The 20,523-nt window shown below is 58.7% G+C and carries 16 protein-coding genes; 11 read left to right on the top strand and 5 right to left on the bottom strand.

What is annotated here, in order from left to right:
- Positions 1-8: 8 nt before the first annotated feature.
- The 10 genes from K323_RS0113335 to K323_RS0113285 all read left to right on the top strand — a co-directional run bounded on the left by K323_RS0113335 (position 9) and on the right by K323_RS0113285 (position 12,785).
- Complete coding sequence (locus K323_RS0113335; protein WP_033373114.1) at positions 9-977, top strand: hypothetical protein; 969 nt, start codon at positions 9-11, stop codon at positions 975-977.
- Positions 968-2,818, top strand: a complete 1,851-nt coding sequence (locus K323_RS26005; protein WP_022885780.1) for a polysaccharide biosynthesis protein — start codon at positions 968-970, stop codon at positions 2,816-2,818. Before K323_RS0113335 ends, K323_RS26005 begins: the two co-directional genes overlap by 10 nt.
- A complete protein-coding gene (locus K323_RS0113325) occupies positions 2,815-3,951 on the top strand; it encodes a DegT/DnrJ/EryC1/StrS family aminotransferase (protein WP_022885779.1) in 1,137 nt (378 codons plus the stop codon). Before K323_RS26005 ends, K323_RS0113325 begins: the two co-directional genes overlap by 4 nt.
- Positions 3,948-4,577: a sugar transferase gene (locus K323_RS0113320; RefSeq protein WP_022885778.1), complete on the top strand. Its 630-nt coding sequence runs from the start codon at positions 3,948-3,950 to the stop codon at positions 4,575-4,577. The genes K323_RS0113325 and K323_RS0113320 overlap by 4 nt, the downstream gene beginning before the upstream one ends.
- Positions 4,567-5,238, top strand: a complete 672-nt coding sequence (locus K323_RS0113315) for a PglD-related sugar-binding protein (protein ID WP_022885777.1) — start codon at positions 4,567-4,569, stop codon at positions 5,236-5,238. Before K323_RS0113320 ends, K323_RS0113315 begins: the two co-directional genes overlap by 11 nt.
- Before the next feature lie 28 nt (positions 5,239-5,266).
- The gene (locus tag K323_RS0113310; protein WP_022885776.1) at positions 5,267-7,087 is read left to right on the top strand and encodes a glucosamine 6-phosphate synthetase; all 1,821 of its coding nucleotides are present in this window, start codon (positions 5,267-5,269) and stop codon (positions 7,085-7,087) included.
- Complete coding sequence (locus tag K323_RS26000; RefSeq protein WP_022885775.1) at positions 7,062-8,381, top strand: glycosyltransferase family 4 protein; 1,320 nt, start codon at positions 7,062-7,064, stop codon at positions 8,379-8,381. Before K323_RS0113310 ends, K323_RS26000 begins: the two co-directional genes overlap by 26 nt.
- Positions 8,374-9,498 carry a glycosyltransferase gene (locus K323_RS25995; RefSeq protein ID WP_084697301.1) on the top strand — a complete coding sequence of 375 codons (1,125 nt, stop codon included), beginning with the start codon at positions 8,374-8,376 and terminating at the stop codon, positions 9,496-9,498. Before K323_RS26000 ends, K323_RS25995 begins: the two co-directional genes overlap by 8 nt.
- 831 nt (positions 9,499-10,329) lie before the next feature.
- Positions 10,330-11,295, top strand: a complete 966-nt coding sequence (locus K323_RS0113290; protein ID WP_022885772.1) for a glycosyltransferase — start codon at positions 10,330-10,332, stop codon at positions 11,293-11,295.
- A gap of 134 nt (positions 11,296-11,429) precedes the next feature.
- Positions 11,430-12,785 (top strand): lipopolysaccharide biosynthesis protein, encoded by a 1,356-nt coding sequence (locus K323_RS0113285; RefSeq protein ID WP_022885771.1) that lies wholly within the window; start codon positions 11,430-11,432, stop codon positions 12,783-12,785.
- A 146-nt stretch (positions 12,786-12,931) separates the two neighbouring features.
- On the opposite strand, the gene K323_RS0113280 is transcribed toward K323_RS0113285, so the two are convergent.
- From K323_RS0113280 to K323_RS0113260, 5 genes are all read right to left on the bottom strand, one after another.
- Positions 12,932-14,188 (bottom strand): O-antigen ligase family protein, encoded by a 1,257-nt coding sequence (locus K323_RS0113280; protein ID WP_026851631.1) that lies wholly within the window; start codon positions 14,186-14,188, stop codon positions 12,932-12,934.
- Between the two features lie 286 nt (positions 14,189-14,474).
- Positions 14,475-15,779 (bottom strand): nucleotide sugar dehydrogenase, encoded by a 1,305-nt coding sequence (locus K323_RS0113275; protein ID WP_022885769.1) that lies wholly within the window; start codon positions 15,777-15,779, stop codon positions 14,475-14,477.
- 71 nt (positions 15,780-15,850) lie between these two features.
- Entirely contained in the window at positions 15,851-16,837 is a 987-nt protein-coding gene (locus K323_RS0113270) for a Gfo/Idh/MocA family protein (protein WP_022885768.1), read from the bottom strand.
- Positions 16,834-17,928 (bottom strand): DegT/DnrJ/EryC1/StrS family aminotransferase, encoded by a 1,095-nt coding sequence (locus K323_RS0113265; RefSeq protein WP_022885767.1) that lies wholly within the window; start codon positions 17,926-17,928, stop codon positions 16,834-16,836. The genes K323_RS0113270 and K323_RS0113265 overlap by 4 nt, the downstream gene beginning before the upstream one ends.
- On the bottom strand, positions 17,925-18,551 hold the full coding sequence (locus tag K323_RS0113260) for an acyltransferase (protein ID WP_425402280.1): 627 nt from the start codon (positions 18,549-18,551) through the stop codon (positions 17,925-17,927). Before K323_RS0113260 ends, K323_RS0113265 begins: the two co-directional genes overlap by 4 nt.
- Positions 18,552-18,735: 184 nt before the next feature.
- Between K323_RS0113260 and K323_RS0113255 the strand changes: the two genes are divergently transcribed.
- Positions 18,736-20,520, top strand: a complete 1,785-nt coding sequence (locus K323_RS0113255; protein ID WP_022885765.1) for a DUF4012 domain-containing protein — start codon at positions 18,736-18,738, stop codon at positions 20,518-20,520.
- Positions 20,521-20,523 lie beyond the last annotated feature (3 nt).

Here is a 20,523-nt window from a genome sequence, read left to right as displayed (position 1 = left end):
GGCCACTCGTGAAGACTCCCACCGCACGCGGTCGCACGGAGCGCAGCTCTGTCATGCGCAGGCGTTGGCTCATCATCGGGCTCGCCGTCTTTCTGCTGATCGACGCTGTTCTGATCGTGCTCGCCCTCACCGCCAATCGACCGGCCGGCACCGCGGGTGAGACGCCGGCCGCCAAGCCAACGGTGGAGGCGACCGAGACGACGGCTCCCACTGCTGAGCCCACGGCACCACCCGAAGCGCAGCCGGCTGTGGCGCCGACTCGGGTGCTCGCGGCGCTTGACGGCACCACCGCGTGGCGGGCGTCGGCCGGCGCGTGCCCCGCAACGCAAGCGACCGCCGAATTGACGACGGATGCCGGGGCCACCTGGGTTCCATCGAACGCGTCCACAGACACCGGGGCTTCGGCAATTCTGTCCATCAACGCCATTGATGCAGACGAGGCATCGATGGTCACCCTCGCCGCGCCCGACTGTGCACCGCAGCTGGTGGGCACGTTCGTGGCCGGTGCCCAGTGGGCGGCCTACCCCGACCGGCTTGGCGCCAACTGGTACGTCAACCCGGCAGACCGCGCAACCGTCAACAGTCCCGCAGGGTCATTCCCCGCGCCGTGCGCCAGCGTGATCGCCGTCGCCCCGCGCAGTGACACCGTTGCCGGCGTGCTGTGCGCAGAGGGCGCCGTTGTCAGAACGGGCGATGGGGGAGCGACCTGGGGCCCGCCGATTGCCGCTCCTGGTGCCGTTCACCTCAGCGTCACCGGTGAGGGATACATTCTTCTGGCAGCCAACCAACCGAACTGCGCCGGCGCGCAGGTGTCGTCGACGACTGAGGCGCCAGACGGTGCGATCACCCCGGTCGGTTGCCGCGAAGCGGCCTTCAATCCAGGAGAAGCGGTGATCGCAAGCGCCGGCGACACCGTCTGGTTGTGGGCCGGAGAAACCGTGAGCAAGTCAACTGATGGAGGCGCGACATGGCAGTAGGTGATTTCGCAACGAACAGGCTGCAGCAACTGCACCGCTCAATGCCCTTGGTTCGATTCGGCACGCAGTATGCGTTCGACGCCCTGGCATGGATTGTTGCGCTCCTCCTCGCCGAAATCTTCCGCTACGAGTTCAACATGATGCAGATTTCGTGGCTCCCGCTGCTGGGGCTGTTCGCTGCCGCGTGCATCGTGCAGTTCTTTGCCGGCTGGCTCTTCTTCCTCTACCAGGGCAGGCACTCATACGGCAGCTTCGCCGAAGTACGCGCCTTGCTGTGGGCAGTGCTCACCGTAACAGTGGTGCTCGGTGTTCCGATCGTGCTGGCGGGAACGGCCCTCGGTATTCCCCGCAGCACGGTCATCATCGGCCTCCCCATCGCCTTCGTGCTTATGGGTGCCGTTCGGTATGTGAAGCGGCTATTGGTAGAGCGCTCTCAGGCCCCGGGGGCGACCGCCAACAATGCGCTGGTGTACGGTGCCGGATATCTCGGAAGTGTCATCGTTCGCCGAATGAAGACCGACCGCAATTCGCCCTACCGCCCGGTCGGCATCCTCGACGACGATCCACTCAAACGAAACGTCTGGCTCGACGGAGTGCGCGTACTCGGAACTGGCAAGAACCTCGTTGAGGCCGCGAAGTCATCCGGTGCAACTACCGTCGTCGTCGCGATCGCCAAGGCCGACTCGTCACTTCTTCGCGAAATAACGGATGCTGCCACCGAGGCAGATCTCACCGTGAAGGTCTTGCCTCCCCTCGAAGACGTTCTCGAGGGCAAGTCGCGCCTGAAAGACCTGCGTGACATCTCCATCGAAGACCTCATCGGCCGGCACCCGGTCGACACCAACGTCGCGTCAATTGCCGGGTACATCGCAGGCAAGCGGGTGCTCGTTACCGGAGCCGGCGGCTCGATCGGTTCTGAGCTGTGCCGGCAGATCTCCAAGTTCGAACCGAGCGAGCTCATGATGCTCGATCACGACGAGACCGGCTTGCAGACGGCGCAGATCTCGATCCTCGGTCACGGCCTATTGGACAGCAAAGACGTCGTACTCGCGGATATCCGTGACCCTGAAGCGCTCAAGGCGATCTTCGACGAGCGTCGACCTGAGGTGGTGTTCCACGCCGCAGCTCTGAAGCACCTGCCGATGCTGGAACAGTATCCAGACGAAGCCTGGAAGACGAACGTGCTCGGCTCCCTCAACGTGCTCGAGGCGGCACGCGCCGTCGGCGTCTCAACGTTTGTGAATGTCTCCACCGACAAGGCAGCGAACCCCACGAGTGTGCTCGGCCACTCCAAGCGCGTGGCAGAGAAGCTCACCGCTTGGACTGCGGAGCAGACGGGCATGACCTATCTCTCGGTGAGGTTCGGCAATGTCATCGGCAGCCGTGGTTCGATGCTGCCGACCTTCACCTCGCTCATCGAGGCGGGTGGCCCGCTGACCATCACGCACCCCGACGTCACTCGGTTCTTTATGACGATCCCGGAGGCCTGCCAGCTGGTGGTGCAGGCCGGCGGCATCGGCCGACCGGGTGAGGTGCTCATCCTCGACATGGGCGAACCGGTCAAGATCATGGACGTCGCCAACCGGATGATCGAGATGTCTGGCAAAGACATCGCCATCGTCTACACCGGCCTTCGTCACGGCGAGAAACTGCACGAAGTGCTGATCGGTGAGCACGAGACCGACGAGCGCCCGATCCACCCGAAGATCTCGCACGCCATCGTGAATCCGATCTCGCCGGAACGCCTGGACCAGGCCGGCTGGACGGCCCGCTGCAAGCGAGACGACGGCAGCATTCAGGGCGCACCAGTTGCTGCGACGACAGGCGGTCACACAGCATGAGCGATCGCATCTACATGTCATCCCCCGACGTCGGTGAGCTCGAGGAGCGGTACGTTCTCGCGGCGATGCGTTCCGGATGGATCGCGCCACTCGGCCCCGACGTCAACGCCTTCGAAGCCGAATTGGCCGAGAGAGTCGGCGTCGAACACGGTGTTGCGTTGAGCTCGGGAACGGCGGCACTGCACCTCGGACTCTTGGGCATCGGTGTTGAACCAGGTGACATCGTGTTGACGTCCACGATGACCTTTGCCGCGACGGCGAATGCCATTGTCTACACGGGTGCAGAGCCCTATTTCATCGACTGTGAGCTCGAGACCGGCAACATGGATCCGGCCCTGCTCCGTCAGGCGCTGGAACAGCTCACCCGCGACGGCGAGAAGGTTGCCGCGATCATTCCGGTCGACTTGCTTGGCAAGGCAGTGAACTACACCGAGATCTGTGCGATCGCCGACGAGTACGGTGTTCCTGTGCTCGCTGATGCGGCCGAGTCACTCGGCGCGACTCACAACGGTCGTGCGGCCGGCTCGTTCGGGCAGGCATCGATCGTTTCGTTCAACGGCAACAAGATCATGACGACGTCGGGCGGCGGCATGCTGTTGACGAATGACGGCGACCTGGCGACGCGCACCAGATACCTGGCAACCCAGGCGAGGCAACCCGTGGCTCACTACGAGCACACAGACATCGGTTACAACTATCGCCTGAGCAACCTGCTTGCCGCGCTGGGGCGTGCGCAGCTGACCAGGCTCGACGAGATGATTGCCAAGCGCAAGGCCATGCGCAATCGCTATCGCGACCTTTTTGCGAACGTCGCGGGCGTTGAAATCTTCGGCGGACAGAACGATTCAGAAGACAACTTCTGGCTGACTTCGATCGTCGTGGATTCCGCGGTGACGGGCTGGTCACCTGCCCAGTTGAGTGCGGCTCTCTTGGAAGACAACATCGAGAGCCGGCCGCTCTGGAAACCCATGCACATGCAGCCGATCTTTGCGGGCGCTCGCCGGCTTGCGAACGAGAGTTCGGAGCAGTTGTTCGGTACGGGGCTCACTCTCCCGAGCGGCTCGGCGTTATGCGAGGCAGAGATTGAGCGTGTCACGTCGAAGCAAGCGCTGTTCTTGGAGAGTAACGCGTGAGCGCCGAACGCCGAGTGATCCCATACGACTACGTGAAGCGTGGGCTTGACCTGGTCGGCGCCTCGGTGGCTTTCATTATTTCGCTTCCGGTACAGGGAGTCGTTGCCATCGCAGTCGCACGCAAGCTCGGACGCCCCGTTCTCTTCAAACAGCAGCGTCCGGGGCGAGACGGCAAGATCTTTATGCTCATCAAGTTCCGCACGATGAAAGACATCGACCTTGAACGGGGACTCGTCACCGATGAGCAGCGGCTCACCCGCTTTGGGGAAGTGCTGCGGTCATCGAGCCTGGATGAGTTGCCTTCGTTGTGGAACGCGCTGCGCGGAGACATGAGTTTCGTGGGCCCTCGTCCGCTGTTAGTCGAGTATCTTGACCGGTATACACCCGAACAGGCACGGCGCCACGAGGTGCGCCCTGGCATTACCGGTTTGGCGCAGGTGAGCGGGCGCAACGCACTGACCTGGGAGCAGAAGTTCCGTTTCGATGTGCTTTACGTGGATCGTCGAGGACTCGGAGTAGACGTTGGAATTCTGTTAAGGACGGTCAGTAGGGTTTTCGCGCGCGAGGGGATCACGCATGAAGGCCACGCCACGATGCAGAAGTTCGGGGGTCAGGATGCCTCGTGACGTTGTGGTCGTGGGAATGGGCGGCTTCGGACGCGAACTGCTTGACGTCGTCGAAGCGCACAACGCCGCCGTCGACGAGCGGCTAAATGTAATCGGGATTGTGGACGACGACCCGAGTGTCGCAAAGCTCGATCGGATTGCCGCGCGCGGCTATCGATACCTCGGCGCCTCCGCCAACGTAATTGCGACGCATACGCCGGTGGGTTACATTCTCGGTGTCGGAAACCCGAATGTAAGGCGCCAGCTGGCTGAGGTCTTCGACGCGGCGGGATGGCACGCGGTGAGCGTAGTTCACCCGAGCGCAAGCGTCGGTTCGGTAGGAGTCGTGGCAGACGGTGCGGTAGTCTGTGGCGGCGTGCAGTTGTCGACGAACACGATATTGGGACGGCACGTCCATCTTAACCCTGGCGCGATCGTCGGGCATGACGCGCGCGTTGGCGACTTCACATCGGTGAACCCGGGCGCCATCGTGTCGGGTGAAGTTGTGCTCGGCATCGGTGTGCTGATAGGCGCTGGTGCCGTCGTGTTGCAGGGGCTGACCGTGGGCGCCAATTCGATCGTTGGAGCGGCGGCATGCGTGACACGAGATGTCGCGGCGGGACGCACCGTCATCGGGATCCCTGCACGACCAATCGTACTCCCCGAGGAATCCACTCCATGAGTGCCTCAACTGAGAAGGAAGTAGTTTTATGTGTGGTATTTTTGGTGCCGTAAATTCGGACGGCATCGACGAACGTGCGATTCGCGTGCTCGTGAAGCAGGCGAAACAGCGCGGACGTGACTCGAGTGGAATCGTGATGCGTCGCGATAGCGAGTATCACGCCTACTGCGCGGACTTCGAGATCGACAAGTTGCTGCGCCGCGTGCCCATAGGCCATGCCGACTTGCTTTTCGGCCACAGCCGACTCATCACAAATGGCACCTCGGACAATCAACCGGTCCTCCGCGATAGCGTAGTTGTAGTTCACAACGGAATCGTCGTGAACCACGAAAAGCTATGGAACAACACTCCCGCGTCTCGTGAACTCAGCATTGATACGGAAATCATCCCGGCGATTATCGCGTTGGAGCTTGCCGCGGGGAAGACGCCCGATCAGGCAGCGAACAAGGTGCTCGAAGTTGCCGAAGGCGTGGTCGCATGTGCTGCACTCATCCCGGAACGTGGCGAGCTAATCCTCTTCTCGAACAACGGCAGTCTCTACGCAGGCGATCGAGCCGGCGGGATCGTGTTTTCTTCGGAGCGGTACCCGCTGGAGCAACTCGAGGCTACTGACATCCGCCAGATCCGTGATGCAGTGACGTATAAAGTCCCAGTTGGTGCTGCGCAGATCCCACTCAAGGAGTGGTCATCCCGCACCATCGATCTGGTTCCGGGTCTCAGCCTCACGTCGGCAGAAGAGTCTCTGCTTGAGTTCCCCAAGCCCGAGTTCAGGCGCTGTACCAAATGCATCCTGCCAGAGACCATGCCTTTCATACAGTTCGATGAAGATGGAGTCTGTAACTACTGCGCGAACTACCGCATTCGCAACCACCCCCGCCCCAAGAAAGAGTTGTTCGATCTGGTGGAGCCATACCGTCGCGCAGGGGGCGATGAGGTGCTCGTCCCGTTCTCGGGCGGTCGAGACAGTAGCTTCGCCCTGCACCTGATCGTGAAAGAGCTTGGCCTAAAACCGATCACGTACACATATGACTGGGGCATGGTGACGGATCTCGGCCGACGCAACATCAGCCGCATGTCTGCCCGGCTCGGAGTCGAGAACATCATCGTTGCCGCGGACATCACGAAGAAGCGTGACAATATCCGGCGCAACCTCACCGCTTGGTTGAAGTCTCCGCACCTGGGAATGCTAAGCGTCCTCACGGCTGGTGACAAGCACTTCTTTCGGCACATCGAGACGGTGAAGAAGGAGACTGGTCTGCAACTGAATCTCTGGGGCATCAACCCTCTTGAGGTGACACATTTCAAGGCGGGCTTTCTCGGTGTACCGCCCGACTTCGCAGAAGAGCGAGTTTACAGCCACGGAGCCATGAAGCAGTTGAGGTACCAGCGCCTCAGGTCCCGTGCGATGCTGCAGAGCCCGGGCTATTTTAACCGGTCGCTGTGGGACACGCTTTCGGGCGAGTACTATCGCAGTTTTACGGAGAAGTCGGATTACTTTCACGTCTTCGATTACTGGCGTTGGGACGAACATGAAATCAACAACACCCTGTTGGGCGAGTACGACTGGGAGCTCGCGCCGGATACTTCCACGACCTGGCGCATTGGTGACGGCACCGCCGGATTCTATAACTACGCATACTTCACCATTGCCGGTTTCACTGAACATGACACTTTCAGAAGCAACCAGATCCGTGAGGGAGATATCACGCGAGAAGAGGCGTTACGGTTAGTTGCCGATGAGAACGCCCCCCGCTACGCCAATATCAAATGGTACTTGGACGTGCTTGGGATTGATTTCAAGGATGCGATTCGTGAGGTAAACAATGCGCCGCGGCTCTACGAAACCTGACACAAACGCAGGGCCGCAATCAGTGTGGATCGTGAACCACTATGCGATTGATCCGGCGCAGTCCTCCTCCGGCTCTCGGCATTTCTCGCTCGCTCGACGACTCGTCGAACTCGGATGGTCACCCACCATCTTTGCAGCCAGCACTGAGCACCCCTCCGGGGAACAGAGGCAACACGCGAAACGTTCCTCAATGGATCGACAACGTGATGGGGTGCGGTTTCGTTTTCTTCGTACGCCAAGTTACAGCAGCGGTTTCGGTCGAGTCATCAACATGCTTTCGTTTACGTTCCGGCTCCTGCTCCCTGCCGCGACTAAGGGTCTCCACCGCCCGCAGGTCGTAATCGGGAGCACGGTTCATCCCCTGGCCGCTTGGGCCGCCTCGGTGCTCGCACGACGGGCGGGGGTACCATTCATTTTCGAAGTTCGCGACCTCTGGCCTCAAACACTAATCGACCTCGGCAGGCTGGGTCAGCATAGCTTCGCCGCAAGACTGATGCGTGGCGTTGAACGCACTCTCTGCAGGCGTGCCTCAGCGATAATCACTCTTTTGCCGTTTGCTCATGAGTACTTCGAAGGCCATGGTATTCCTGTCGACAAGGTTACCTGGATCTCGAACGGAACCGACCTCGACGCGTTCTGCCCATCAGTGCGGGGCTCTGACGCTGGGGATGAAGACTTTAAGATCATGTACCTGGGCTCCGTCGGTCGCGCAAACGGCGTGGATATGATCTTGGACGCTTTTCTTGCCGCGACTGCTCGAAACCCTCGGCTGCGTCTAGAGATTGTCGGTAGTGGATCTGAGCGCGCGGCGCTTCAGCTCAAGGTGGCCAAATCCGCGCAGGGTGCAGCGGTCACATTTCGCGAACCCGTAGTTAAGTCCGAAGTGCCACAGGTCGTCCGCAACGCGGACACACTCGTCATCAATATTCTCGATCTGGATGTTTATCGCTACGGCGTCAGCATGAACAAGATTTTTGATTATGCGGCAGCTGCCCGCCCGATTCTCATCGCCAGCAACGCGCGCAATAACTTCGTCACTGAAGCGGAAGCAGGAATCGCAGTGTCCGCAGGGGATGTTGGGGCACTGAGTGAAGCCATGGTCAGGATGGCGTCGCCCGAGCAGTCGTCCGATCGTGCCCGCTGGGGTAGTAACGCTCGGGCCCATGTAGCTGAGCATTACGACTATCGAGTGCTCGGGTGGAAGCTACACCATCTGCTAATTACAGTCAGTGACCAGAAACAGCGAAGGTCACGCGCCACCTCCCGTACTGAAAAGGAACAGCCAGATGTTTGAAGTAACTCGAACTATGGGACTGAACGTCCATATCTACCCGTCTACACTCATAAATGCGAGCAGGATTGGGCGTCTTGCCCGGAGCATTCAGGACACGGGACTCTTCGCCGAAACGCATGCCGTAGGTATCTGTAGCGGTAATCTGGCAGCGGTAGAGAAGCTCTCGCCCCGCGTCAAGATTGTGCGCATTCGGGGAACGTTGCGCAAAGGGATATTGGGTCGAATCCTCAAGTTGCTTCTCTGGCAGCCGCGCGTGTACGAAGCATATAAACGGCAGAATGTCGCTGTGCTCGCGGCCCACAACGTATGGGTGCTGCCGCTTGTATACAAATTGAGTAGAAAGACCGGTGCAATTTTCGCGTATAACGCTCACGAACTCGAAACGGAGACTATTAATCTCAAGGGCGTACGGCGGCGGGTAGCAAAGTTCATCGAGCGTCGCTACATAAAACACATCGACATTGTGTCGGTCGTGAATGAGTCCATCGCGGATTGGTACGAACTGGCGTATCGTATTCAGCGCCCAATTGTGGTGACGAACACGCCGATAGACGACGGTCGCGACTCGGATATCCGCGGTGAGTTGGGGCTCTCCCAGCACGACATGCTTTACATTCATACTGGGAATCTGGTCGCCGGTCGGAATATCCCGCTGATCCTAACCCGCTTTGCCGAGAACCCAAATGTCCACGTCGTGTTCTTGGGCGACGGACCGTTGCGGTCGAGCATTCTCTCAACCGCGGAGCGGTATTCGAATATCCACTGGCTTCCACCCGTTGCGCCTAATTCTGTGGTGTCGTACGTGCGAGGAGCTGACGTGGGCTTGTGTCTAATCGAGCATGTCAGTCTGTCCGACAAATTCTCGACCCCAAACAAGCTTATGGAGCCTCTGGCTGCCGGGATACCCGTGCTCTCGTCCGACCTCGTCGAGGCACGACGGCTTCTCGGCAACAAGGCAGGCACTTGGGTGATCAACACGCCCGAGCATGAGTTGGGCGATGCGCTACAGCGCCTAGGGAAGGAAGATGTGAGGTGTTTTCAAGAGGACTGGCGGGGCATCCCTAGTTGGGAGACACAGGTAGAGCCGCTAGTAGTCGCATATAGAGAAGTGGTCTGAACGCCTGAGGTTTTCGGCATTAAGCGTCGTCAATGCCTCACGATCGACACACTACGCCCAGTTCACGCCGATGACACAATCTCGCGGCCGATGGCGGCTGGCGGCCCCGCGCATCATTCATGCGGCTTGGCTGCCACCCGAGCAGCCGCCTACGCGTTTGCCCTCACCGCGAAGATAGCGTCGACTAGCGCATGGTCAGAGGCTACGAGCATCTTCCGCCTTCACCCAATGGTCGATCCACTGATGTTCTATAATGAACAAATTGCCATGACTGAGATATCAAGAGCGCTTGCGGGCGTTGAGTTGGAGCGAGCGTTATCCAAGCTGAACGCCGCAGGAGCGACCGAGTTGTCGACAGCCCCACATCGCTCGCCAGTAGCGCTGGCACGAAACGGCCTAATCGATTGGTCGGGGTCCGGTAGTTTGTTTGCTTAAGTAATGGAGCGTGATATTAATGCAAGTTGCCGTTCAAGCGGTCGAATGCCGTCAGCTCCTCAACGCCAATAGGCGACACCTGGAGACGCACTCGGTCTATCTCCGGGGAGCGCTCTCTGCAATGCGTAGGCTGGCTATGCCCGCCTGCAGCGCCGCATTGATCGCTTATGACGTTGCCGACGTGGAGATCAAGAAATTGTGAGACCCCTTCTACGGCCGAACCAACGATCAGCCGATCAGCCACCAGCTTCAGCTTCCGCAAGGGAAAGTGACGCAGATCACCTACGGCGATTTGAGGTAGGGCTCGCAATTGGGCCGTTAAATACTTCAAGCCAAGGCGTTGCTTGGGCGCGGGCTGCCCGAAAGCATCTGGACGTCAACGCCTTTTCGCTGGGGATGAACGGAGCCATCACAAATCGGTTACGCGGCGCGACTTCGCTCTCCGAGAGGGCCGACTACCTCATCCCCCACTACAAGCTCACACCAACCGCCTGGCGAAAACAATGGTTGCGTGGCAAGCTCACTGGAATAACGCACCTAATAGCTGAGAGCAACGTACCGATTTTCAGCGATCCGAAGACGACCCGCTTTGTAGACGAGATCGGCTTCTATGCGGAGCTAGGCATTTCGTCGGCAATCGTGTTCCACGGGAGTGACGCTCGAGACCCCGAACTAAGCTTGGAACTTGACGCACATTCGTACTTTCGCGACGCCGAGCGCGGATGGGTGGATCTTATTGGCGCGCAGGCCGCGCACAACCGAGAGTCAGTGCGGCAGGCGGGTCTGCCAGTTTTCGTAACAACGCCGGACATGCTCGACCATGTTCCTGACGCGCATTTGCTCCCGATTTCGATCGACCCGCACCACTGGCAGATGGAGCACCGACCTTTTGGCGGAGGATTGCCGCGTGTCCTTCATAACCCCTCGTCGCCCCTCACAAAAGGTACGCGATACATCACGCCAGTCTTGGAGGATCTCGAAAGGCAAGGTCGAATTGAGATCGTTCGAAAACGTGCGGTCCCTCATCATCGAATGCGTGAGCTCTATCAGACAGCCGACATCGTCGTTGACTCGATTCAGGTTGGCGCATACGGGGTGACTGCGCTGGAAGCGATGGCGGCAGGCCGCTTGGTCATCGCGCACGTACCGGATCACATACGGAAAGTAATGGGAGACAACATTCCCGTTGTCGAAGCGTCACCTTCCACGTTCCGCGCCGTGATGGACGACCTGCTCACGGACGTAAACAAGATGATTGCGACCGCAGCAGCAGGGATGTCTCACGTGCGACGCTGGCACGACGGGAGAGCTGCGGCCGACACCATCGCTCAGTTCATGACAGCCGGCTCAGGGACCAGGTAACCAAAATAGACATCTTTCGCTGGTCCCTGCTCATCACACGGCCCCAGTACATCAAACCAGCGGCAGAGGGACTCGGACGCAGAAGCACGTTCTCGCTCGCCGCTCGTGTCGCTCCTGGCTTAGCCTCGCTCATCATGAATATCGCGATTGGTAGAATCGCCGGCAGCGCCGTTCTGGGACTCACTCAGAGCATCCTGGCGAGCGCATCAATCGCCGCTCTCCTGAACCCCGCCGGCAGCGTGGCGAGCAGATACCTCGCCTCAGAGCGCTCGCGAGGAGGCGACTCGGCCGCCAGGGCTACGGCGACCTATCTGGCTCGACGAACCGTCGTTATCGCCACGGTTTTGGCAATCTCGACTGCGTTGGTCGTTCTCCTCAGCAGTCACGTCCCCTTATCGACCGCAATCGTCACTGGCCTGATGGTTCTGGCGGTGACTGGAAGAGGGTTCATTGAGGGTCTTCACTTCGGTGGCGGTGAAACCACAAGACTTGCTCAGTGGAGTCTCATCGTCGCGGCTCTCGGCACCGTGGGTACGCTGGCAGTTGTTCTCAGCGGAGTCCGCTCGGCGTGGGTGCTCGGCCCCCTTGCCTTGGGGAGTCTAGTATTCGTAACTATGTCGTGGCCGCGCAGAGCGGGACGGATGAAGGATTCGCCTCTGAAACGCGAAATTCGAATCTTCATGCTCCTCGCGACGTTCGGGACCCTTGCAAGCAACGGTTTCTCGCAGTCCGCAGTCCTAGTAGCTACCACCGTGAACGGTCTCGACTATGCGGGTAAGTACGCTGCAGCCTTTACCCTGGTGACGCCGCTCTTCTTGGTCACAACCGCAATGGGATCGATCCTCTTCCCTGCTCTTGCGGCAGCACATAGTTCAGGGTCGACAGAGAGAGTGAGAGCGGTCCTTCGGCGCGCGACCTCGGCCCTAACAACTGCGGTCGTCGGCGCGTTCATATTGGTTGCGGTGGCGTCGGGTGCGCTTGTGGCTGTCCTCTGGGGCGACGCGTTCTCCCTTTCCCGGGTAATAATTTTAGTCTTGCTTCCGGGCATAGTTGCGTCCGCCATCGCGGTCCCCGCCGTCAACTCGATCACTTCGTCCTCGAACCGCGGCATGATGGTATCGGTCATATCTAGCGCGGTTGGCGCTCTGGTTGGCGTCCTTACGTGGTTACTTGTTATTCCTGTCTATCCAGAAATCGGTGTTCCTCTTGGTTTCTCCGTTGGAACGATAGTCATTGCTCTCATCCCGTATCTGATCGCGTGGAAACGCTACGGTATGCGCTGGACGGGTGAAACGCTAACAGTGGTCTCGGCTGTCACCGTAACGCTTTGTGTCTCAACCGTACTTCAACTGCATGAGGTCTCGGGCGTCTACTCCGCTCTGATAGCGATCAGCCTTCTCGCGCTTTGGTGCCTCGTGCGACGAACTAGTGTCCGCGAACTGTTCGAGGCGGTAAGGGGCGTCATTGGTCGACGTCATGACGGAGAGTAGCGGCTCAGGGCGTGCGGAGTGACTCTGACATGTTGAGCACTTACGGAAAGGACGTCACACAAGGGTAAGGGCTTCCTTGCGCTGGTGCGAGGTCGAGCACATGCGTCGAGGAAAGCGACCCACAGTGGGGAATTCGGTGGGCGCCGTCACTCGGAAATTCCTTCGCCCTCGTACCGCGATCCGAGGACGACTCGGCCGTCTCCGTGACGAGACGTTAGCTGATTCAAGTGAATACCGACTGTTACGAGGAAGACCAAGTACACCCAAGGAAATGACTGTGTAAGGGTAGTACTGTTGGTTACCACAATTGGTGGCAAGGTGAGGACCGCAACGACAAGCGCCACTCCAAGAAAGCGTTGCTGTGAGCCGCGTGGAAATGCGCGAGATGCTCTCCACCCGGTGGCCATCAGTAGCACTAAGAGAACTACAAGCGCGGCGAAAACGATTACACCGTATTGCACAAGAACCTCAGTGGCACCATTATGCGCGCTTAGGATTCCTCCTGTCGGGAATCGTCCCCCCTGCGCCATCCGTGACTCAAACCCGCCCGGGCCGAGTCCTAAAAAATAGGTTTCTTGAAGGAAGTCAATACCGTTCAGGGTGAGATTCACACGAATATCTGCAGAGCCGCCAGCGAAGTTACCGAACCACTGCATGATTCCATGCGCTATGTCGACGTAACCTCCCCAGACCAGAGTTACAGCCGCTCCTAAGCACGTCAAGACCACCGTGATCAATGGCCGTTGAACAAGGAAGTAGACAAATACGACCGCAATCCACAGCGCCAGTGACGTGCGTGACTCCGTGAAATACAACAAAACCGGAATAGATAATAGAGCAAAGGAAAAAATCAAACGGATGAAACGCGAACGTGTGGACGCGCGCCCAACAGCAAGAACTATCAGCGACGCGAAGAGGAAGAATCCATAGTTATTGGGATTGCCTAGCGTCGATGCGACCGCGTTGGTTTCAGTCCAGTCAGGAAGCGAAAGATCGTTGTAGATGAAATAGTTGCTCAGATGGGAACCCGAAATAAGTTCCCAGACAGCGATAATGGCGGTGACTAGGTACGCGACTAGCCAACCGTAACCGAATACACGTATCGTATCGGCGGACACGGTTCCCGCCGCCCAAGAAGCCAGCAGCAATAGGCCGATTCCTACCGAGAGCACTTCTGCCCACCTCGAGCTACTCGATTGCGTGGCGATCGATAATGCCAATAGAGCCACGAGCCACACCCAGCAGAGCAGAATGGCAACGCTTCTGACCCTGGAGTGAATTGGCCATGATTGACGCACCATCAACACGGAGAGCGCGAACAGAGGCACCGAGATACGGAAGGCAAAAAAAGGCCCGATCCCAGGAGCAAGGCTGCCAAGAACTGCGAGGCTTGGTATGACCATCACTAGGGCTGAATGGAACAGCTCAGATTTGCGAGGTCGCTCTCCAGTCCGCACCGTCATCGGTGAGGGATCGAGTTGGGACGTGCGTGCCACGATTGTTTCGACCGTCCCGACTCGTTGAAGACCTGTCCAAAGTCTACGAGATGAAGCGCCCAAGGCTTGCCGGTGCTCCTACGCTGTTTGCTGCTCGCGGCGGAGAGCCACGTTATGGGTTTGTTCGAACCCATCTGGGCTGAAATGTGGGCAGTGACCGTGAGGCTCAAGGTGTCGTCGCGCAGACTTGGATTCATGCGGGTGAGATCGCCCCGTCGCCGATCGCAACATACATCGATTCCGGCCATTGATTTCTCTGCATTGTTCGCCGACCGTCCAATATCGTTTTTATCGCTGGAAGTTCGGCGATTGACCAGGAGTGATATTCCACATGGTCCGCTTGGAGAACGGCCGCGTCCGACGCGCTTCCAACAACGAATGGGTCGAATCCGAGTGCCGCTATCTCCTCAGCTGAGTACATCGGGTCATGCACCTTCACATGTGCGCCACGAGACTTTAGAGCTGCAACTGTGTCGAATACGCCTGAAAAGGCAGTCTCCTTTACTCCGCCTCGGTAGCTCACTCCCAATACAGTGACGCGAGCGTCGCGAAGTGTGCCGTGGACTCGCTCGAGCAAACTCACTGCGTAGCTCGGCATACTCGCATTTGTTACTCTAGCTGCCTGAACGATCGTTGCATTAGGGTCGTTCCATAGGTACAACCGTGGATATACCGGGATGCAGTGTCCCCCAACTGCGATTCCTGGCTTGTGAATGTGACTATACGGTTGTGAGTTACAGGCCTCGATCACTTGGTAGACATCAATACCAACCTTGTCGGCGTATCGGGCAAATTCGTTCGCGAGACCGATGTTGACGTCCCGATATGTCGTTTCGGCTAACTTTGCCATTTCCGCAGCCTCGGCGGATCCCAGGTCCCACACTCCATTGGTCCTTGGCAAGTCTTCTCGTGGATCAAAATCGAGCACGGCCTCATAGAACGCTTTGCCTTTGGAAGCGCCCTCAGCAGAGAGGCCACCGATTAGTTTCGGATATTTACGTAGATCCTCAAACACTCGCCCCGTGAGCACACGCTCCGGCGAAAAAATGAGGTCGAAATCGGCGCCTTCGACAAGGCCACTTCCGCTCTCAAGCCGCGGTTTCCATCGCTCGCGGGTCGTTCCGACTGGCAGCGTGGTTTCATACGAGACGAGCGTGCCAGGTGTCAGGTGCTTGGCAAGTGAGTCCGTCGCGTCATCCATCCAGCCGAAATCCGGCTTGGCATCATTGTCAACGAAGAGCGGGACGACAAGCACAATCGCGTCAGCGCCCGGCACGGCCTCCGCGTAGTCCGTCGTCGCGCGCAGTCGGCCAGCAGCAACTGCATCACTCAACTTTTCCTGGAGTTGGGCTTCTCCGGGGAATGGTTCAATTCCCTGGTTGACTAAGTCGACAGTTGCGCCGTTGACATCTACACCAACCACTTCGTGGCCCTTCGAAGCGAACTGAACAGCGAGCGGAAGCCCAATCTTTCCAAGTGCGACAACTGCAATTTTCACGGAGGCGGGACCTTTACTGAGTAGTGAGTAGTGAGTAGTGAGTAGTGAGTAGTGAGTAGCGAATGCGGAAGTTAGAGCTGCACGACGGCGCCGGACCGGGATGATTCAATCGCGCCTTCGGCGACCCGAAGAGTCTCTAGTCCTTCACGCATGGTGACTACGTCCGTGCGGATTCCGAGAATCGCGTCACGGAACGCTTCATGCTCACGCAAGAGCGGTTCGCGCTTCGTAAGGGCATAGCGGATCATCGAACCCTCAGAAACACCACGGAATGCAGCTACGGAATCCCATGAGGTCGCCACCGTACCGTTCTCATAGAAAGTAAGGTCCGCCGAGATTGTGTCTGCAACGAACGAGCCCTTTTCTCCAGTCGCAATCGTGACTCGTTCTTTGAGGGGCGAAAGCCAGTTGACCAAGTGATTCGTAACTATGTTGTTAGTCAGGCGCCCTGTTGCTACTACGAGATCTTCGTGCGGTCGACCGCTCTTGAGTGCGGTCTGCGCGTAGATGGACTCGTAAGGACTCTGCGCCAACCAAGACGTCGAGTCGATGTCGTGGGTTCCCAAGTCTTTAATGACTCCGACGTCGGCGATTCGAGCAGGGAAGGGACCTTGGCGGCGCGTCGCAATTTGATACACATCGCCAAGCTCGCCGGCTTCGATGCGATCTCGCATGCTTTGCAGCGACGGGTTGAAGCGCTCAATGTGGCCCACTGCACCCACGAGCCCACGACTCTCAAAGGCATCAACTAGGGCTTGCCCTTCAGCAACAGTGTTGGTAATCGGCTTCTCAACAAGTGTATGGACACCGGCATCCGCGAGTTCGAGTCCCAGAACACTGTGAAACACAGTCGGCACGGCCACGATGGCCATATCTAGACGCTGTTCTAAAAGCTCTTCCAGCGATCTGCACAAGGTCGTTGGGCCAGCTACCTTGTGTGGATCGCCCAATTCGTCGGCGACACCAACGAGATCGACTCCTGGAAGGTCGCGCAAAACGCGAACGTGGTGGCGTCCCATCATCCCGAGGCCGATGACGCCCGCGCGCAGCGCGGTCATGATGTGCCCGCCGACGTGACCTTGTTGACCGCCGAGACTATCCGTTCGAGGTCACCTTCACTCAGCGATGGGTGAACTGGAAGCGACAGGACCTCTCGGGAAGCCCGTTCAGTCTCAGGCAATTCTTCTGTCCCTTGGAAAGACGGCAGCCGATGATTTGGTATTGGATAGTACACGCCGGATCCGATGCTGTACTCGTCACGCAGAGCGGCGGAAACGCCGTCTCGGTCATTTGGGATGCGCACTGTGTATTGGTGGTAGACGTGTTCGGCCCCCACCGCGACTTTCGGCGTGATCACGTTTTGGAGGTTCTCCGTGAGGAATGCCGCATTGGCGCGCCGCTGCTCGGTCCAGCGCCAGATTTTCGTCAATTGCACCCGACCAATAGCCGCGTGAATGTTTGTCATCCTGGCATTGAAGCCAGGCATTTCGTTCTCATACTGGCGTTCCATCCCTTGATTGCGGAGCAGCCTGAGTTTTCGCTCTACCTCGGCTGAGCCCGTCGTGACCATGCCGCCTTCGCCCGATGTCATATTCTTCGTTGGGTACAGACTGAACATCGCGAATTCCCCGAACGAACCCACGCGTTGCCCGTTCAGGCTGGCGCCGTGTGCCTGGGCCGCATCTTCGAACAGCTTCAGGCCCCGAGCGTCAGCCAACTGCTGAAGGGCTGGCATGTTCGCGGGGTGTCCGTATAAATGGACCGGCATGATGCCAACAGTTCGGTCGGTAATGACGCTTTCCACTGATGCGGGGTCAAGGCAGAAGAAGTCTGGTTCAACGTCGGCGAAGACCGGGGTGGCCCCCGTCAGAGCTACCGAGTTCGCTGTTGCAGCGAACGTAAATGACGGAACGATGACTTCGTCACCCGGTCCGACCCCGGCGGCGAGAAGACCAAGATGGAGTCCAGCGGTACCAGAATTGACTGCGACAGCCGCACGTCCATCGACGAGCTGTTCTGAGAACTCCAATTCGAAGGCTTCAACCTCCTTGCCCTGGGCGAGTTGCCCGGATGCCAGGACCGCATCGACCGCTCGGCGCTCTTCATCGCCGATGATTGGTCGTGCGGCGGGAATGAACTCCGCGCTCATCGCTCGTTCTCCGTCAAACCACGCTCGCTCTCTCGATATGTCTCGCCAGTGATTGGGCAAACCCACAACGTTCCGTTCAAGACCAACGGTCGTCCTGACTTACCCACCCAGCCGATCTGTCTAGCCGGCACGCCGGCGACCAAGGCGAAATCGGGCACATCCTTTGTGACCACGGCACCTGCCGCGACTGTTGCCCATCGTCCGATTCGAGCAGGAGCGACGCATACAGCTCGGGCGCCGATCGCCGCCCCTTCTTCGACAGTCACGCCGGTAGCTTCCCAGTCGTCTGCGGACTTTTGCGTGCCGTCAGGATTGACCGCACGCGGGTACGTATCGTTGGTGAGTACAACAGCCGGTCCGATGAACACGCCTCGGCCGAGCACGGCTGGTTCGTATAAGAGTGCGTCATTCTGGACTTTGGAGTTGTCGCCAATGGATACGCCTCGATCGACATACGCGCCACGCCCAATGATGCAGTTCGTTCCCAAGGTTGCACCTTCGCGCACTTGGGCAAGATCCCAGACCTTCGAACCTTCACCAATCGACGCCGAACTTGCCACTGATGCGTTTTCTGCGATGTGCACGCTCGGTTTTGTCCCTGCTTCATGGTCGATTTCCACGATTAGTCTATCGAGGCTATCCAGGACCGGATTCCGATGGGCAGTACATCTCACAGGGGACTCCGATTTGGTGACCCTCTATGTCTGATTCAATTGCACGGTGACTCATTCCCCATCTCCCCACCTGGACGCAGCGCGACATCCCAAGCGGAAGCGACGGCTCTTTCTTCGCTGGTGGTTCTGGGCTGTGGTTGGAATCATTGTGATTACGCTCGCCGTCGCGGCGTGGGTCGGAGCTTTGGGGCTCTCTGCGAAATCGGAGCTTGAGGCGGTAATGCCGTACGCATCGAAGATCAAAGCCTTGGTAGTCTCTGGCGATGCCGCTGGGGCTGTTGATGCCGTAGACGACATGGCGGCGCACACCGAACAGGCCCGTGACGACACCAATCAGGTTGTTTGGCGAGTCGCTGAGATCGTACCGTTTCTTGGCCCGAACCTGGTTGCCGTGCGTGAGTCTGCCAACATCGCTGACGACATTGTCGATCAGGTGGCGCGACCACTGGCATCCGTTGCTGCGACGTTTGATCCGGCTTCTCTCCAACCTGTCGATGGCGCACTAAACCTCGCTCCTCTGGTCGAGGCACAAAGCGAAGTCTCTTCAGCGAGTTTGGCTGTCGAATCGGCCGTCGACCGGGCGCAGGCAATCGACAAGTCCTTACTAATAGGTCCGGTTGCTGGAGCTGTGGATCAGTTGACGACGCTCCTCTCGGAGAATGCTCCGGTTCTGCGGTCGGCGAGTGACGTGCTCGCTCTAGTGCCGGATGCTCTGGGCGCCACCGAACCGCGTGAGTACGTGCTGATGTTTCAGAACAATGCCGAGTCTCGTGCTCTCGGGGGCACAGCATTGTCGTTCGCGCTCTTGACGATGGATAACGGCCGGATCCAACTTGGTGATGCTTTGCCAGCTGGAATGGGCAACTTCATCGACTACGCAGAATCGGTACTGCCTATTCCGGATGGGGCAGAGGCCGTATATCCGCTTGGTGCGTACGGTACGTTCATCGCTAATGTGACGACTCGCCCTAGCTTCGTCAGCGCAGCGGAACTGACGCAAGAAATGTGGAAGCGACAGTTCGGTACCGAGATCGACGGCGTCATTTCTGTGGATCCCGTAGCCCTTGGTTACGTTCTAGGCGCGACCGAACCGATCACCTTGTCAACTGGAGACGTGGTGACAGGCGACAACCTCGTTCCATTGCTGCTTAACGAGGTATACCAGCGCTACTGGAACGAGGATCGTTCGCGCAATGAGCCCTCGGACAACGAGCTTCAAGACCAGGTCTACGCAGAAGTCGTATCGCAAACTTTCGCTCGCTTCTCGAGCGGTCAATTCGACATCAAGAAGTTCTTCGCGGCGCTCACCCGAGCCACGGAAGAACGCCGCATCATGCTCTGGAGCACGCAGGAGAGCGAGGAATCAGTATTCGCGTCATTGAACGTCGATGGCGCGCTTCCGGAAAGCGACAAGAAGACCGATCGCGTTGGTGTCTACTTCCAAGACAACGTCGGCTCAAAGATGAACTTCTATCTCCAGCAGTCAGTCACTCTCGAGCACGGCGTCTGTCGTGGTGATGGCCATCAATCGTCGCGCATCAACATCGGACTCACGAATGGGCTTCCGCTCGATGCTGCCGATTCCATTAGTCCGTCGATCCTCGGCGCTTATGCGCGCGAAAAGCTTGAGCCGGGTGTGCAGCGGATGGTCGTCATGGTCTACGCGCCGCCGGGATCGCAGATCACCGGTGCGACGGTTGACGGTGCTGCCGTTGAACTCGAGCAGCTGCACGACACCGACTATCCGGTAGCCAAATTCACCGTGTCGATCGAGCCAGGCGTCACCTCGACAATGACCGTTGACCTGGTGTCGGGCGAGTCGGGGGAGAAGGCGCTTGAAGCGCAGGTGACTCCGATGGTGAACCCGACGGCAGTCGCTGAAGCCCCGCTGGACTGCTCGACGGTTGCTGCGGGCTAAGCG

The sequence above is a fragment of the Glaciibacter superstes DSM 21135 genome, from assembly GCF_000421145.1.
In the GTDB taxonomy this organism is placed as follows: domain Bacteria; phylum Actinomycetota; class Actinomycetes; order Actinomycetales; family Microbacteriaceae; genus Cryobacterium; species Cryobacterium superstes.
The sequence above is the reverse complement of the archived record's forward strand: the minus strand, read 5'-3'. Positions and strand labels throughout refer to the sequence as shown.